This window comes from Streptomyces sp. NPDC050549 (genome assembly GCF_040655035.1).
Lineage (GTDB): Bacteria > Actinomycetota > Actinomycetes > Streptomycetales > Streptomycetaceae > Streptomyces.
Window position 1 is genome coordinate 95,564 of record NZ_JBFAJD010000007.1, and the last position, 15,366, is coordinate 110,929.

The window sequence follows — 15,366 nt, forward strand, 5'->3', positions numbered from 1 at the left end:
CTACGAGCCCCCTGTGTGGATCAGGAGTTCCGTCCGCGCCCTGGCCGCCGCCCCGACCGCCACCGCGTCACCGCCCAGCCGGGCCGGCAGCACGCGCACCGGGTGACCGCTCACCGGCGGCTCCAGCGCCAGCGTCTCCCGCACGGCCGATCCGACCAGCGCCCACGACCCGCTGACACCCCCGCCGATCACACATGTCGTGACATCCAGCAGCCCCGCCGTGATCAGCAGCGCACGGGCCACACCCCGGCCCGCCTCCCGGTACACGGCGAGCGCGTCCGGGTCGCCGCCGCGGGCCGCCTCGGCGACCGCTCGGGCGGTACGGTCCACACCCGTCCGCTCCCCGTACCGCGCCGCGATCGACCGCCCCGACGCCAGCGTCTCCAGATGCCCCCGGCCACCGCACGTGCACGGCAGCTCGCCGAACCCCGGGACATGACCGATCTCGCCCGCGGCCCCGCGCGGCCCGTCGTAAAGGGCGCCATTCAGCCACAGTGCGCCGCCCACCCCGGTGCCGAGCGTCATCCCGAGCACGTTCTCCTCACCCGCGGCGGCTCCCTTCGCGACCTCCCCGCGCAGAAACGCGTTGACGTCGTTGTCGAGGAACGCCGGTACACCCAGGGCCCGTTCGACAGCGGCCGTCACCTCGAACCCGGCCCAGTCACGGAACGAGTCGCTCGCCACCAGGATCCGCCCGGTCCGTACGTCCACGAGCCCGGCCGCGCCGACCCCGACCCCGAGCAACCGGGCGGGCGTACGGTCCAGCAGCAGCCGTAGCGCGGAGAGTGCGGCGTCCAGCATCGCCGCCCCGCCCTCGCTCGCCGGGGTCGGCACCTCCACCCGGTCCAGGACGTCGAGCCGGTCCGTGCACAGCACGACCTGAGTGGTGGTCCCGCCGATGTCGACACCGGCGATCACCTGGTGGGCCTCGCTCACGCGCCGGCCTCCGTTCCCGACGCCACCCGGCGTTCTCTGCGCTCCCGTTGGAGCACCGGATCGGGCACGGGCACGGCGGAGATGAGCCGACGCGTGTACGCGGTCTCCGGGTGCAGCAGCGTGCGCATGGTCGCCCCCTGCTCCTCAACGCGCCCGCCCCGCATCACGACAACGCGCCCCGCGAACTGCTGCACCACGGCCAGGTCGTGCGACACGAAGAGACACGCGAACCCGAGCTCCGCCTGCAACTCGGCGATCACCTCCAACACCGTCCGCTGCACACTCACGTCCAGCGCGCTCGTCGGCTCGTCCGCGACCAGCAACCGCGGCGCGAGCACCAGCGCCCGCGCGAGACTCACCCGCTGCCGCTGCCCACCGGACAGCTCACGCGGGCCACGCCGCGCCAACTCCCGCGGCAGCCGCACCAGTTCGAGCACCTCGGCGACCCGCTCGCGCCGCTCGGCCGCGCCCATGCCACGCCGGTGCACCCGCAACGGCTCGGCCACGCACTCCGCGACACTCATCCGCGCGTCCAGCGAGGCCACCGGATCCTGCAGCACCACCCCGACCCCGGCCAGCAGGGCCCGCCGCGCCCGCCCCCGCGCCTTGCGCAGATCGGCCCCGAAGAGCGAGACGTCCCCCGACTCCGGCGCCACCAGCCCGAGAGCCACCCGTGCCGCGGTCGACTTCCCCGACCCGGACTCACCGACGAGCCCCACGGTCTCCCCGGCCCGCACGGTCAGCGACACCTCGTCCAGCGCCCGCACGGCATGCGGCCCCCGCCCGAACCGCACACCCACACCCCGGAGTTCGACGACGGGCGCCCCTTCGGGAGCCTTCTCGCGCACGGGGCTCCCGGCGGCCTCGCTCACCGCAAGCCGGGGCACGGCCTCCAGCAACCGCCGCGTGTACTCGTGCGCGGGCCGCAACAGCACGTCCTCCACCGTCCCCGTCTCCACGATCTCCCCCTCCAGCATCACGGCGACCCGGTCGGCGAAATCGGCGACGACCCCCATGTTGTGCGTGACCAGCAGCACTCCCGTCCCCGAGTCGACGGCCAACGCCCGCAGCAGATCGAGGATTTCGGCCTGCACGGTGACATCGAGCGCGGTGGTCGGCTCGTCCGCGACGAGCAGTCCGGGCGAGTTGGCGATGGCCATGGCGATGACGACCCGCTGCCGCTGTCCGCCGGACAACTGGAACGGAAACGCCGAAGCCCGCTGCTCGGGATCAGGAATACCGACTTTGCGCAACAAGGCGACGGCTTCGGCAGCCGCCTCCTGCCGCGACACGTCCCGATGATTTCGCACGACTTCCGCTATCTGCCTGCCGATTCGGGTCAGCGGATCGAGCGCGGTGGCAGGCTCCTGGAACACCATCGAGGCCGTACGGCCACGCAGTCGCGCGAGTTCGGCCTCGCCGGCGCCGACCACATCCGTACCGCCGACCGAAACAGCCCCGGATGCACGGGCGTTGCCCGGCAGCAGCCCGAGGGCGGCGAGCGCCACGGTCGACTTCCCCGACCCGGACTCACCCACCAGGGCCAGCGTCTCGCCCGGCGCCACCCGCAACGAGACCCCGCGCACGGCGGGCACATCACCGCTCTCCGTCGAGAAGGTGACGCCCAGATTCTCCATCTCCAGGATGTTGTTCATCCGCGTCCCTTTACGTCGAAGGCGTCCCGCAGTCCGTCACCGATCGCGTTGAAAGCGCACACGACGAGGATGATCGCGAGACCCGGTGGAACGATCAGCCACCAGCGTCCCGAGTAGGCAGCCGTCAGCCCGGCCGAGAGCATGCCGCCCCAGTCGGTCGCCGGCGGCTGGACTCCCAGCCCCAGATAGGACACATAGGCCACGAGCAGGATCGCGTCGGCGACCTGGAAGGTGGCCGCGACGACGATCGTCGACACCGAGTTGGGCAGGATGTGCCGGGCGACGGCCCGCCCGTGGGTACCGCCGATCGCCCGCAGGGTCAGCACGTAGTCCCGCCGTTTCAAGGTGAGCGTCTCCGCCCGCACGAGCCGCGAGGGCACGAGCCAGGACACCAACCCCAGGATGACGATCAGCCCCGGCACGCCCGGCGTGGTGATGGCGGACACGACCAGCAGGATGAACAGCGCGGGGATCGCGATCCCGGCGTCCACGATCCGCATCATGACGGCGTCGGCCCATCCGCCGGCGTACCCGGCGACGGACCCCCAGAGCGTGCCGATGACGGTGGCAAGAACCCCGGCGGCCAGCCCGACGAGCAGCGAGACCCTCCCGCCGTACATGAGCCGCCCGAGCTCGTCGTGCCCGACGGCGTCCGTACCCAGCCAATGGGCCCCGCCGGGCGCGAGGTTGACCTGAGTCAGATCGGTGTGGGTCTGGTCGGTGGAGTAGAGAAGCGGCCCGACGAAGCAGAACAGGAAGAAGAGGGCAACTACTACGATCCCGGCAACGGCAAGCCTATTGCGCGCGAAGCGCGCTCTCAGGGGCGCGCGGAACTGCGCGACCAGCCCCCACCGGCGTGCACTCTGAACACTCACGCCAGACCCCCCTTGACGCGAGGATCCACAACCCGCTGAACGACATCCGCGAGCAGTGTCCCCACCACGGTCGCGACGGAGATGACAAGCACGCACCCCAGCAACACCGGATAGTCGGACGACTGGGCCGCACTCCAGAACAACAGCCCCATTCCCGGGTAGTTGAAGAGCTGCTCGACAACCAGCGCACCGCCGAACAGCACCGGCACGTAGTACCCGAGCATCGCGATCACCGGAGTCAACGAGTTCCGGAACACGTGCTTGAAGAGAATCGCCCGCTGCCGCGAACCTCCGGCCCGAGCCGTCCGCACATAGTCCTCGGACAGGTTCTCCAGCGTCGCCGCCCGCATGTACCGACTGAACACGGCGACCATCGAAGCCGCCCCCGTCACCACGGGCAGCACCAGCGCCACCGGATCCGCGAAGACCTGCCCCACCGTGTCCCCCTGCGGAGCCTGCGACGGAAACCAGCGCACGAACTGCGTGAAGACCATCACCAGTACAAGTCCCAGGAAGTACACGGGAGTCGAGTACGCCACGAAGCTCAACGTGGTGATGACGTAGTCGGCCGGCTTGTTCCGCCGCACCGCCTGCCACATGCCCAGCGGAAGAGCGAGCAGCAGCCCGACAACCGCCGACAGCACGGTCAACACCAGTGTTTTCGGCAGCCGTTGCTCGATGAGACCAGACACCGCCTCGTTCAGGGTGTACGACGTGCCGAGGTCGCCGTGCAGCAACTGCCGCAGGTAGTACAGGTACTGCACGGGCAGCGGCCGGTCGAGACCCTGGTCGTGGTTGAAGAGCGTGATCTGCTGGGGCGTGGCCTGCGGGCCGAGGATCCCGCGTGCGGGACCCCCGGGCAGCGCGTGCAGCAGACCGAAGACCACGACCGTGACGATGAGGATCACGACCAGTGCCTGGGCGATCCGCCGGGAGAGATACAGGAGGGTGTCCATGCCTCAGCTGGTCCACTTCCACTGTGCCGGGTGGAAGTTGGCGAGCGGGTCCTGCGAGAAGCCGCCGAGGCCGTTCTTGACGACGGAGATCTGGTAGTCGGGCTCGGGCAGCCAGATCACCGGCAGGTCCTTGGCGAGGGCCGCGCTGTAGTCCTGGACCGCCTGCGTCGAACTCGACGTCGTGGACGCGGAGATGAGCTTGTCGACGTCGGCGTTGGAGTAGTTGCCGAAGTTCGCGCCGCCCTTCGTCTGGAAGAGCGAGTCACCCGTCGGGAAGGCCGGGAAGTACCAGCTGCCCGCCGTACCGAAGTAGGACAGCTGCCACTTGCAGATCGACTGAGAGCCAGTGCACTGCGGGGTCTGCGACAGCACGGAGTTGACCGGCGCGGTCTTGATGGAGAACTTGATGCCGGTCTTCGCCAGCGAGGACTGGATCGCGCTCATCATGTTGTCGGTGACCGTCGAACCGGACTGCGACAGGACCTGCATCTGGAACTTCGTCCCCTTGGCAACCTCTTCACCGCACTGGGCGGCGCCGGTGCCGGGGCTCGTGCAGGTCATGACCCCGCCCTGCTTGCTCCAACCATGGCCGGTGAGCAGGGACTCGGCGGCCGAGGTCGAGAACGGATACGGGTCGCTCTTCTGCGTGGCCGACAGGAACGACGAGCTCTGCGCCTGCGGGACCGGCCCGTACCCGGGCACCGCCGTCCCGTTGAAGATGACCTTCGCCAGAGTGCTCTGGTCGATCGACCGCTGCACGGCCTGCCGGGCGTAGAGCTGCTTGAACACGGCACCCATGGAAGGGTTGTTGAAGTTGTACGGCATGTAGGTGATCGCCCAGCCGGACCACGGCTGCACCGCGTAACCGCGCGCGGTGAAGCTGTCCTTCTGGTCGAGGTCGGTGGCCTCGATGTAGCCGTAGTCGACGCTTCCCGAGCGCAGCGCGTTCTTCTCGGCGTCCGCCGTCGTGAAGGGGAGGAGGTTCACGGTGGGGATGCCGGCCTTCTCGCCGCCGTCGTACTTCGGGTTGGCGGCCAGGACGACCTTGCCGGCCGTGGAGAAGGACTTCACGGTGTACGGGCCGCTGACCGTCTTCCACAGGGCGTTCGTGGCGTACCCGTTGATGTTCTTCGCCGCGCTGTTGAGGTACGTCCAGTCCTTCTTGGCGTCCCCGGCCTTGTCCCACACGTGCTGGGGGAGCGGGTTGATCTGGCTCAGCTCGTTGGCCAGCATCCACTGCGGGTTGTAGGCCTTGTCGAAGGCGATCGTGAAGTGGCGGGCGTCGACGGTCTTGAAGGACGTCCAGTTGTCCGGCGCCTTGCCCGGGTTGTAGCCCGCCCACTGCGCCTTGTTCGCCTTGATGAGGTCGAACCAGAACTTCACGTCGGCGGAGGTGATCGGCTTCCCGTCGCTCCACTGCCGCTCGCCGAGGGTGATCGTGACGCTCTTGTTGTCGGCCGCGAAGTCCGCCGCGGTCGCCACCGAGCCCTTCTTGTTCCAGCCCATGGTCCCGGTCGAGCCGTCGTAGGCGATCAGCGGCTCCCACAGCGCGTTCGCGATGGAGATGTTGTTGGTGTTGAGGTGGGCCGCGGTGCCGATCGGCAGGATCCAGTTCGGGGTGAAGTTCGCGGGCAGCGCGTAGTTGATCGTGTCGTGCGACCCGGAGGACGACGTACCGCTCGACCCGGAACAGCCCGCGAGCAGCAGCGAGGCCGTGGTCAGGGAGGCACCGGCGAGGAGTCTCTTTCGGACAGGGGACATGGTTCTCCTCGGAAAAAGAGGGGCGGAGGCGGGAGTGAGGACAGTCAACGACCCCTGTGGTCGAAGAAACAGGCGTGCCGCTGTAAAAAGCCTGTTACTGCCGTTCTGGAAAAAGCGCACAGGGCATGCGGGTGACTTACGCTCATCGCCCCGACCGCCGATCCGGAAGTAACTTCCTTCATGCCTGAAAAAAGTGCCCATCGCCGGAAGAGCACCTCGGGCGTCTCCTCACTGGCCGAGCACGTCCTCGAACTCCTCGCCTCCGGGCAGGCCGCGACCCGCACCGACCTCGCCGAACTGCTGGGCGCCGCGCCCTCGACGATCTCCCTCGCGGTGAGCCAGCTGGTGTCCCTGGGCCTGGTCGCCGAGCACGGCACGCGCTCCTCCACCGGCGGCCGGCCGCGCAAGGTGCTGCGGCTGGGCGGCAGCGACGGCTTCGCGGTCGCGGCCGAACTCGGCGGCAAGCACGCGCACGTGGGCGTGGTCCTGCCCGGCGGCGGCCTCACCGACGTGTCGACCGTGCCCTTCCCCACGACGGACGGCCCCGAGGCCGCGCTGCCGGGTCTCGCCGACACCCTCCAGGGTCTCGCCGAGCGACGCGGGCCGGAGTTGCTGCGCGGGGTCGGACTCTCGCTGCCCGGTCCGGTCGACGTCGCGGGCGGCGTCGTGACCCTCCCGTCCCGGATGCCCGGCTGGAACCGGTTCCCGGTCCGGGCCTGGCTGGAGGACCGGTTCGGTGTCCCGGCGGCCATCGAGAACGACGCCAACTGCATGGCTGTGGGCGAGCACACCGTGCAGCCCGCCGAACGCCGTCAGTCGATCATGGTCAAGACGGGCACCGCGATCGGCGCCGGCGTCATCGCGGACGGCCGCCTCTACCGCGGCGGCACCGGCGCGGCGGGCGAGATCACCCACGTCCGTGTCGAGGCCGCCCACGACATCCCCTGCTCCTGCGGCAACACCGGCTGCCTGGAGACCGTCGCCTCGGGCGCCGCCCTGGTCCGCATCCTGCGCGGCCACGGCCTGGATGTGACCTCCACCGAGGACGTCGTACGCCTGGCCACCGACTCCCACCCCGAGGCGACCCGAGCGGTCCGGCAGGCCGGCCGCTACCTGGGCCAGGTCCTCGCCGCCAACGTCAACTTCTTCAACCCCGACGCCGTGTACCTGGGCGGCATCCTCTCCACCCTGGAACCCTTCGTCGCGGCCGTCCGCAGCCAGTTGTACGAGGGCTGCCATCCCCTCGTGACCGAGCACTTGGTGATCGAGCGCGCGAGCCTGGGCGCGGACGCAGGGCTGGTCGGCGCCGGCCAGTTCGCCCTGCAACGGGCCCTGGCTCGGGCACTCCAGACGGTCACGGACAAGACCCGGTGACTGGTTTTTCAGGGGCGCGGGGAACTGCGCGACCAGCCACAACGAACCCGCACCCGACACACGACTTGGAGCCCCCATGCCTTCTTCACGTCCTGTCATCGCCATCGCAGGCCTCGGCATCGAATCGTCGACCTTCTCCCCGGCCCGCACGGAGGCCCCCGCCTTCCACCCGCAACGCGGCCCCGAGGTGTTGACCCGCTACCCCTTCCTCGCCCCCGGCACCCCGTTGAGGGAAGCCGCCGACTGGCAAGGCGTCCTCGTCGGCAAGGCCCTCCCCGGCGGCACGGTGACATCCACCGCCTTCACCGTCCTCTCCGACGAACTCATCGACAGACTCAGGGAGCTGGGCCCCCTGGACGGCCTCTGGTACGACATCCACGGCGCGATGACAGTCGAGGGTCTGGACGACGCCGAGGCCCAACTGCTGACCCGCATCCGCGAAACCGTCGGTCCCGACACCCTGGTGTCGACGTCAATGGACCTGCACGGCAACGTCTCCCGCGAACTGGTCCACCGCAGCGACCTGATCACCTGCTACCGCATGGCCCCGCACGAGGACGCCATGGACACCAAGGAACGCGCTGCCCACAACCTCGTAGAACTGCTGGCGAGCGGCGCCCCCCGCCCGGTCAAGGCGTGGATCCCGGTCCCCGTACTCCTCGCGGGCGAGCAGACCTCCACCCGTATCGAACCGGCGAAGAGCGTCTACGCGGCCGTGGAAGACGTGGAAGCGCAGGAGGGTGTCACGGACGCGGCGATCTGGGTCGGCTACGCGTGGGCCGACGAGCCCCGCAACCGTGCCGCGGTCGTCGTCACCGGCCCGTCCGCCCCCCAAGTCACGGCAGGGGCGGAGCAGTTGGCGCGCGGCTTCTGGGCGGCACGTGACGACTTCGCGTTCGTCGCGCCGACCGGCACCCTGACCGGGTGCCTGGACGAGGCCCTGGCCTCCACCGCCCGCCCCTACTTCATCAGCGACACCGGTGACAACCCGACCGCGGGCGGCGCCGGCGATGTCACCTGGGGTCTCCAACAGGTGCTGGAACGCCCGGAGTTCAAGGACCAGGACGGCCCTACGGTCATCTACGCGTCGCTGCCGGGACCGTCCGCCGTGGACACGGCCGTAGCGGCCGGTGTCGGCGCCACCGTCACCGTCACGGCGGGTGCGGAGGTCGACGACCGGCACGCCGGCCCGCTCTCCATGACCGGTGTCGTGCACTCCGTCCGGCACGGCGACCGGGACGCCGAGACCGAGGTGGTCCTCAGGGTGGGGAGCGTGTACGTGGTCCTGACCCGGCTGCGGAAGCCGTACCACCACGAACACGACTTCACCGACCTGGAGTTGGAGCCGCGCGCGGCCGATCTCGTGCTCGTCAAGATCGGCTATCTCGAACCCGAGCTGTTCGCCATGGCCGCCGACTGGAAGATGGCCCTCACCCCGGGCGGGGTCGACCAGGACCTGGTCCGGCTCGGCCATCACCGCATCCGGCGGCCGATGTTCCCCTTCGACCGGGACATGGTGGAGCCGGACCTCACGGCCCGGATCATCGCCCCCTCGGACGAACCGCTCACCGGGGCGGACGAGTGAGCCTGCCGCCCCCGCCGTCCTCGATGGCCGCCTCGATCAACTGGTCCAGCAGCGCGATCAGTACGTTCCGGCACGAGTCGCGCTCGCGGGCGTCGCACAGCAGCACCCGGACGTCCTCCGGGAGCGCCAGCGCGTCGCGGACCGCCTCCGCCGGATACGGGTGCTCGCCGTAGAAGCCGTTCACGCCCACCACGAACGGGATGCCCCGGCGCTCGAAGAAGTCGACGGCCGCGAAGCTGGACTTCGGGCGGCGCACGTCGATCAGGACCACCGCGCCCAGCGCGCCGAGCGCCAGGTCGTTCCACATGAACCAGAAGCGCTGCTGGCCGGGGGTGCCGAACAGGTACAGCACCAGGTCCTGGCCTATGGTGATGCGGCCGAAGTCCAGGGCCACGGTGGTGGCCCGTTTCTCCTCGATGCCGTCGAGGTCGTCGACGGCCAGGCTCGCCGAGGTGAGCGGTTCCTCGGTACGCAGCGGCGCGATCTCGCTCACCGAACCGACCATGGTGGTCTTGCCGACGCCGAAGCCCCCCGCGATCAGGATCTTGACCGTCTCGGGCGGCGCGGGTGCCGGAGCGATGGTGTCAGAGCCGGCCAAGGCCCTCCCTCACTTTCTGCAGCAGGTCCATGTCCGGGCTGGTACGGGAGACCGGGTGCGGAGGACGGGCCGTGATCAGGCCCGCCTCCAGCAGGTCGCAGAGCATGATCACTACCACGCTCACCGGGAGGTCGACAAGGGCCGCGACCTCCGCCACCGCCAGCGGCTCCGCGCACAGCCGAAGGATGCGGGCCTGCTCCGGCTGTGGCCTGGGGGCCCGCGAGGGCGCCGGGTCGACCGCGGTGACCGTGGTGATGAGGGTGAAATCGGCGCGGCTGGGCCGGGTTCTGCCACCGGTCAGCGTGAACGGTCGTACCAGCCGTCCCGCCGCGTCGCCACCGCTCACCTCACTCGCCGGAGCCGGCCGCGGGGCCGACGTTGGCCCGCGGCGCGGCGCTGAGATGCTCGCCTATCTTCTTCACCAGCATGTTCATCTGGTACGCCACGACCCCGACGTCCGCGCCCGGACCGGTCAGGACGACCAGGTGTGCGCCGGGGCCCGCCGCGGTGAGGATCAGATAGCTGTTCGCCATCTCGATCAGCGCCTGGCGCACCGGACCGCCGCGGAAGTCCATGCTGACCCCCTTGCTGAGGCTCATCAGCCCGGACGCGGTGGCCGCGAGCCGCTCGGCGTCGTCGCGCAGGAACCCGGTGGACTTGCTGACGACGAGGCCGTCCTCGGACAGCACGACGGCCTGGTTCACCTCGGCCACCCGGTCCACGAGTCCGGTGAGCAACTGGTCGAGTTGGGTGTGCGTGGCAGGCACGGGACGTGTCATGGCGGAGTCCTTCATGAGCGATCGGCGGGCGGATTCGGGGAGGCGGCTGCTTCCTCCCGGTCGTACTGCGACGGCGCGTCGTCGTCGATGGTGTCTCGCGCCTGGAACGTGCCGCGCTGGAACCCGGCCAGCGAGGAAGCCGCACGTTCCGCGGTGAAGTCTTCCAGCTCCCCGTCCTCCTCGGCCGGTCCCGCCTCCTCCCGCAACTCACTGGCCAGACTGGTCTGCGGCACCCGCCGTGGCAACGGGGTCAGCCCGCCGAGATCGGCGGTGACGGTGGGCTCGGCGGACCGGGCCGGGGGCATGGCGGGCAGCGCCCCGGGCGTGGGGCCCGGTGTCTCGGCCGCCTTCTCGGCCGCGGCGGCGACCCGCTCCACCGTGACGGCCTCGTCGTCGCCCTTCACTTCGACCGGCGCCGCCTCTTCCAAGGGCTCGGGTACGACGATCTCGTGCGGGATCAGCACGATCGCGGTCGTGCCGCCGTACGGCGAGGAGCGCAGCGTCACCGCGATGCCATGCCGGGTGGCGAGCCGGGCGATCACGAACATGCCGAGCCGCAGGTCGTCGGCGAGCGCGACGACGTCGAACTGCGGGGCCACCGCGAGCTGTCCGTTGAGCGAGGCGTAGTCCTCCTCCGACATGCCGAGCCCGCGGTCCTCGACCTCGATCACCAGCCCCTTGGCGACCATCGCGGCCCGCACACCGACCGGGCTGGGCGCGGGGGAGTACACCGTCGCGTTGTCGATCAGCTCGGCCAGCAGGTGGATCACGTCGGCCACCGCGGGCGGCGCGAGACACACCTCCTCCTCGGTGTGCACCTCCACCCGCTGGTACTCGGCGACCTCGCCGACGGCACTGCGCAGGATGTCGATCAGCGCGACCGGCTCGGTCCAGCTGCGGCGCGGCTGCTCACCGCTGATGACGACGAGGTTCTCCTCGTAGCGGCGCAACTGGCTTGCCGTGGAGTCCAGTTCGTACAGGCCGCGCAGCACCTCGGGGTCGTCGTGCCGGCGTTCCAGCTGGTCCAGCTTGGTGAGCTGGAGGTTGACCAGGTTCTGGCTCTGCCGGGCGATGCCGAGGATGACCTTCTGGAACCCCCGCCGGGTGTCGGCGAGTTCGATCGCGGTGTGCACGGCGGTGCGCTGCGCGGTGTTGAACGCCTGTGCCACCTGGCCGAGTTCGTCGCCGCCGTAGTCCAGCGGCGGGGTCGCCGACTCCACGTCGATCTTCTCGCCGCGGTTCAACCGGGCGACCACGTCCGGCAGCCGGTCCTCGGCCAGGCTGAGCGTGGCCATCTTCAGGCCGCGCAGCCGCCGGGACAGGGAGCGGGTGATCCGCCAGGACATGCCGACGCACAGCAGCAGGGCGGCGAGTCCGCCCGCGCTCAGCGAGGCGGCGGTGAGCAGCAGGTTGTGCGCCTTGTCGGAGCTGCGGTCGAGGAGTGCGGCGGTCTGCTGCCGGATCAACACCTCGTACTCGGCGGCGACTTGGGTCAGGGCCGCGTTCCACTGCTTCTGCTCGTCGGGCAGGACGATCCTGCCGGCCGAGCCGTTGTCCGGCACCGCCTTGTCCGCCGTACCGGCCGTGAGCACCGCGTCCTCCGTGGACTCCAGGGTGCTCCATGCGACGCTCTGCAGAATGTGCTCGATCTTCGTCTTGGTCGCGCCCTGGAACCCGGTGGCGATCTGGTCCTCGACCAGCCAGCGCCGGGCGTGCACCAGCTCGGCGAACTGCTCCCACGCCGCGTTGTTGACGTGCCCGGAGGGCCAGGCCAGCGTCAGCTGCGCGTCCTCCTGGGAGACCAGCTCCGCCCCGTGCTCCAGTGCGACGAGCGGCTCCGCCTGCGAGGTGAGGTCGCCGTCGTCGACCTGGGACAGCTGCTGGAAGGCCTGGATCTGGTCGTCGATGATCGAGGTGTACTGGTCCAGTACCTGCTGGGGCGTGATGTCGGTGGGCTTGTCCACCTGGCTGCGGTAGTACTCCAGGCTGTCCACCGACGCGACGACCGAGTACATCCGGTCCCTGATGCGGACGGGCGCCTTCTTGATCGCGCCGGACTGGGCCACGAGCTGGGCCACCGCCTTGTCCGTCGCCGCGCGCTGTGCCTTGAGCGCGGCCTCGGAACCGTGCGGTGAGGCCATCCACGCCGCCGAGAGGCTGCGCTCCTTCTGGAGCGCGAGCGCGGCCTCGGTGCCCATGGCGCCGGTCGATCTGCTCAGCTCCGTCTGCGACCGCAGCCGCAGCCCCTCGGTGAACATCTGGGTCGTCGTCACGCCCCACATGGCGGCGAGCGTGACGCTGGGGACCAGGGCGAGCAGGATCAGGGAAATGCGTATGGAGCCGACGCGGCGCCGGGCACCTGTCCGTGGAGACATCGTGGTCGTCCTCGCTACATCCTCGTACGAAGTGTCCGGTCAGCGCGTTCCGTTGGCCGCGTACTTCGCGACCGCGCCGACGTTCGTCTTCGTCACGAACGCCGGGCCGGTGAGCACGGGAGCCGCCCCGCCGCCACTGATGTTGCCGTTGGTCTTGTACAGCCACAACGAGTCCACGGCCAGATAGCCCTGCAGATACGGCTGTTGATCGACCGCGAACTGCACGGACCCGTTCTGCACGGCCTTGGCCAGGTCCTGGTTGAGGTCGAAGGTCGCGACCTTGGCCTTGCTGCCCGCCGCCTTCACGGACTTGACCGCGGCCAGCGCGAACTGGGCGCCCAACGTGACCACTTCGTCGATGCTGGGGTCCTGCTTCAGCCGGTCCGTGACACTCGCGGACACGGCGTTCATGTCGGTGCCGTCCACATAGAGCATGTCGGTCACGCCGGTGAACGTCTTCTTGACGCCCGCGCAGCGCGCCTCCAGGGCGACATTGCCCCGCTCGTGGATCACGCACAGGGTGTGCTCGGCGTTGAGGGCGTCCAGTTTCTCGCCGACGGCGCGGCCCGCGACGCTCTCGTCCTGCCCGAAGAACTCCAGGACACCGTCCGACTGCCAGGAGTCGATACCGGAGTTGAGGCCGACCACGGGGATGTCCGAGGACCTGGCCTGGGCGATCGGTGCCTTCATCGCGTCCGGCTTGGCGAGCGTCAGTGCGATGCCGTCGACCCCGTCCCGGATCGCGTCCCGCACGAGCTCGGCCTGCCCGGTCGCGTCCGGGTCGCTCGTGTACGTCAGCTCGACGCCGTCCTTGGCGGCGGCGGCCTCGGCGCCCTTCTTCACCAGCACCCAGAAGGCGTCGCCCTTGCTCGCGTGGGTGACCATGGCGATCTTGAGCCGACCGGTGCCGCCGGCATCGGCCGCGTCCGTGCCCGAGCCGGAATCACCGGTTCCGGAGCAGCCGGCGAGCAGCAGACAGGCGGCGACGGCGCCGGTCAGCACCGCGCCGGGTATGCGACGGAAGGGGGCGTGAGGTGAGGGTGGAGTGGTCATGGGGGGTGCGGCACCTCGCTGTGCGGCCGAGCTCGGGGACGGGGAGAGTGCGCCCGGAGCCGTAAGAGGTGCGCCGACCGGGTGACTCCCGCTGGGCCGGAGCCAATCGTGTGTGACCGCTGGTAGTCAAGTGAGCAGCGACCCGCAGTGAGTTGTTGCTGCCGCATTGTGATCATCTCGACGTCATAAGGAGGTTGAGGAGGTTACGTACGGGCGTACGGCCGGTTACATCGGCAACTCGGGCTCATTGTGCGCGACTTCGTCATCCCGCGGGTCGTGGATGGAAGAATTCCGCGATCCCGGGGGCCACGCTGGAAGGGACCGTGGCGCGGGTGGCCGCGCCCGCGATCCACGCCGAGCCGGGCGGATCGGTCTCCGGCATCCAGTGGCTCACGACCGCCCACACCCTGCCGTTCGCGGTACCGCTGACCACCGGGGCCGGCTCGGCGACATCGCGGGCCGACGACGGCTGTTCGTGCTGGACGTCACCGGATTCGCCGCTCCCTCCCTCGGCCGCGCGCTCGCGCCGTACGTGGGGTTGCCGCGCAGGAGAAGGGGGTTGGTGCCCGACGCGTCGGTGGGCGCGTGGGCGATGTGCCGCGCCGAGCGCGTCGCCGCGGTGAGCCGGACCAGCCACTGCGTACGGCCCGCCCGGCGCGGGTCCGTCGGTCCGACGACGCGCAGCGCCGCCTCGGTGCGCAGCCGGGCGCAGCGCCGCGCGACGGTCCGGGCCCAGACGCCGAGGACCGCGGCGATCCGGCGGAACGGTGCCCGGCCGTCGATGTGCAGGGCGTGGATCGGACCGCGGTCCAGGGTGTCCGGCCTGCTCCCGGTCATGTCCCCCGGAGGCAGGTCATGTCCCCCCGGAGTCCGGTCAGAGGTCGAACTCGTGCGGCGGCAGGTCCAGGGTGAAGCAGGCCTCGCGGACCACGGCCTGCTCGGTCTTGTCGAAGTCGCCGTCCGCGCCGCCGATCACGATGCCGATCTGGATCACGGCACGCGCCTCGGCGGGCTTCTTCTTCGCCTTGGCGATCTCCTGCAACACGCTGACCTTGCCGAAGGCGAAGTCGGCCGTCAGCTTGTCCAGGTTCGCGTCGAAGCGGCGCTGGAGGTCCATCGCGTCGAAGTTCTGCAGCACCTCGTTGCTCGCGATGAGCTGGGCGACGCGCTGCCGCTCAGAGGGGTCGACGGTGCCGTCGGCAGCCGCCACAAGCGCGCACATCGCCATGCTCGCGTCGCGGAACGCCCCGCTCTTCAGGTCGTTCTTCTTCGCCACGAGTTGGGTCTGCATCGTCGACGCGGACTCCTTGAAGCGGTCCCACAGGGCCATGCGCTCTCCATGTGTCGTAGTCAGGTGTATACAAATCCGTGTCTGCGGCACCGTGGAAACTCCCCGGACCGGGGAGAAGTTCCGGCCGC

Annotated in this window: 14 protein-coding genes; 2 read left to right on the top strand and 12 right to left on the bottom strand. The window is 70.1% G+C overall.

What is annotated here, in order from left to right; genetic code table 11:
• From AB0I51_RS13110 to AB0I51_RS13130, 5 genes are read right to left on the bottom strand one after another with little or no spacing between them, the layout of a single operon-like run.
• A complete protein-coding gene (locus tag AB0I51_RS13110) occupies positions 1–936 on the bottom strand; it encodes an ROK family protein (RefSeq protein ID WP_362974349.1) in 936 nt (311 codons plus the stop codon).
• Positions 933–2,591 carry an ABC transporter ATP-binding protein gene (locus tag AB0I51_RS13115; protein ID WP_362974351.1) on the bottom strand — a complete coding sequence of 553 codons (1,659 nt, stop codon included), beginning with the start codon at positions 2,589–2,591 and terminating at the stop codon, positions 933–935. The genes AB0I51_RS13110 and AB0I51_RS13115 overlap by 4 nt, the downstream gene beginning before the upstream one ends.
• On the bottom strand, positions 2,588–3,436 hold the full coding sequence (locus AB0I51_RS13120; RefSeq protein ID WP_362974682.1) for an ABC transporter permease: 849 nt from the start codon (positions 3,434–3,436) through the stop codon (positions 2,588–2,590). Before AB0I51_RS13120 ends, AB0I51_RS13115 begins: the two co-directional genes overlap by 4 nt.
• A gap of 26 nt (positions 3,437–3,462) precedes the next feature.
• Complete coding sequence (locus AB0I51_RS13125) at positions 3,463–4,422, bottom strand: ABC transporter permease (protein WP_362974353.1); 960 nt, start codon at positions 4,420–4,422, stop codon at positions 3,463–3,465.
• Positions 4,423–4,425: 3 nt separating this feature from the next.
• Positions 4,426–6,183, bottom strand: coding sequence for a peptide ABC transporter substrate-binding protein (locus tag AB0I51_RS13130; RefSeq protein WP_362974355.1), 1,758 nt, complete (start codon positions 6,181–6,183; stop codon positions 4,426–4,428).
• A gap of 180 nt (positions 6,184–6,363) precedes the next feature.
• Here AB0I51_RS13130 and AB0I51_RS13135 point away from each other — a divergent pair, with 180 nt between their 5' ends.
• Both AB0I51_RS13135 and AB0I51_RS13140 read left to right on the top strand, forming a co-directional pair.
• The gene (locus tag AB0I51_RS13135) at positions 6,364–7,557 is read left to right on the top strand and encodes an ROK family transcriptional regulator (RefSeq protein WP_362974357.1); all 1,194 of its coding nucleotides are present in this window, start codon (positions 6,364–6,366) and stop codon (positions 7,555–7,557) included.
• Between the two features lie 76 nt (positions 7,558–7,633).
• Entirely contained in the window at positions 7,634–9,142 is a 1,509-nt protein-coding gene (locus AB0I51_RS13140; protein WP_362974359.1) for a M81 family metallopeptidase, read from the top strand.
• Here AB0I51_RS13140 and AB0I51_RS13145 read toward each other — a convergent pair.
• The 7 genes from AB0I51_RS13145 to AB0I51_RS13175 form a co-directional block, all read right to left on the bottom strand.
• Positions 9,123–9,740: an ATP/GTP-binding protein gene (locus AB0I51_RS13145; protein ID WP_359606042.1), complete on the bottom strand. Its 618-nt coding sequence runs from the start codon at positions 9,738–9,740 to the stop codon at positions 9,123–9,125. The two genes, AB0I51_RS13140 and AB0I51_RS13145, sit on opposite strands and share 20 nt — an antisense overlap.
• A complete protein-coding gene (locus AB0I51_RS13150; RefSeq protein ID WP_362974361.1) occupies positions 9,727–10,086 on the bottom strand; it encodes a DUF742 domain-containing protein in 360 nt (119 codons plus the stop codon). The genes AB0I51_RS13145 and AB0I51_RS13150 overlap by 14 nt, the downstream gene beginning before the upstream one ends.
• A gap of 1 nt (position 10,087) precedes the next feature.
• On the bottom strand, positions 10,088–10,519 hold the full coding sequence (locus tag AB0I51_RS13155; RefSeq protein ID WP_362974363.1) for a roadblock/LC7 domain-containing protein: 432 nt from the start codon (positions 10,517–10,519) through the stop codon (positions 10,088–10,090).
• An 11-nt stretch (positions 10,520–10,530) separates the two neighbouring features.
• A complete protein-coding gene (locus AB0I51_RS13160; RefSeq protein ID WP_362974365.1) occupies positions 10,531–12,894 on the bottom strand; it encodes a nitrate- and nitrite sensing domain-containing protein in 2,364 nt (787 codons plus the stop codon).
• A 39-nt stretch (positions 12,895–12,933) separates the two neighbouring features.
• Positions 12,934–13,947, bottom strand: coding sequence for a substrate-binding domain-containing protein (locus tag AB0I51_RS13165; protein WP_362974367.1), 1,014 nt, complete (start codon positions 13,945–13,947; stop codon positions 12,934–12,936).
• A 390-nt stretch (positions 13,948–14,337) separates the two neighbouring features.
• Positions 14,338–14,784 (bottom strand): Lrp/AsnC family transcriptional regulator, encoded by a 447-nt coding sequence (locus AB0I51_RS13170; protein WP_362974369.1) that lies wholly within the window; start codon positions 14,782–14,784, stop codon positions 14,338–14,340.
• 37 nt (positions 14,785–14,821) lie between these two features.
• Entirely contained in the window at positions 14,822–15,277 is a 456-nt protein-coding gene (locus AB0I51_RS13175; RefSeq protein ID WP_019071429.1) for a TerB family tellurite resistance protein, read from the bottom strand.
• Positions 15,278–15,366 lie beyond the last annotated feature (89 nt).

Coding starts and splice junctions, on each gene's coding strand:
- AB0I51_RS13115 (WP_362974351.1), bottom strand. CDS start 2,591: ATGAACAACATCCTGGAGATGGAGAATCTGGGCGTCACCTTCTCGACG.
- AB0I51_RS13125 (WP_362974353.1), bottom strand. CDS start 4,422: ATGGACACCCTCCTGTATCTCTCCCGGCGGATCGCCCAGGCACTGGTC.
- AB0I51_RS13130 (WP_362974355.1), bottom strand. CDS start 6,183: ATGTCCCCTGTCCGAAAGAGACTCCTCGCCGGTGCCTCCCTGACCACG.
- AB0I51_RS13135 (WP_362974357.1), top strand. CDS start 6,364: ATGCCTGAAAAAAGTGCCCATCGCCGGAAGAGCACCTCGGGCGTCTCC.
- AB0I51_RS13140 (WP_362974359.1), top strand. CDS start 7,634: ATGCCTTCTTCACGTCCTGTCATCGCCATCGCAGGCCTCGGCATCGAA.
- AB0I51_RS13155 (WP_362974363.1), bottom strand. CDS start 10,519: ATGACACGTCCCGTGCCTGCCACGCACACCCAACTCGACCAGTTGCTC.
- AB0I51_RS13160 (WP_362974365.1), bottom strand. CDS start 12,894: ATGTCTCCACGGACAGGTGCCCGGCGCCGCGTCGGCTCCATACGCATT.
- AB0I51_RS13165 (WP_362974367.1), bottom strand. CDS start 13,947: ATGACCACTCCACCCTCACCTCACGCCCCCTTCCGTCGCATACCCGGC.
- AB0I51_RS13170 (WP_362974369.1), bottom strand. CDS start 14,784: ATGACCGGGAGCAGGCCGGACACCCTGGACCGCGGTCCGATCCACGCC.
- AB0I51_RS13175 (WP_019071429.1), bottom strand. CDS start 15,277: ATGGCCCTGTGGGACCGCTTCAAGGAGTCCGCGTCGACGATGCAGACC.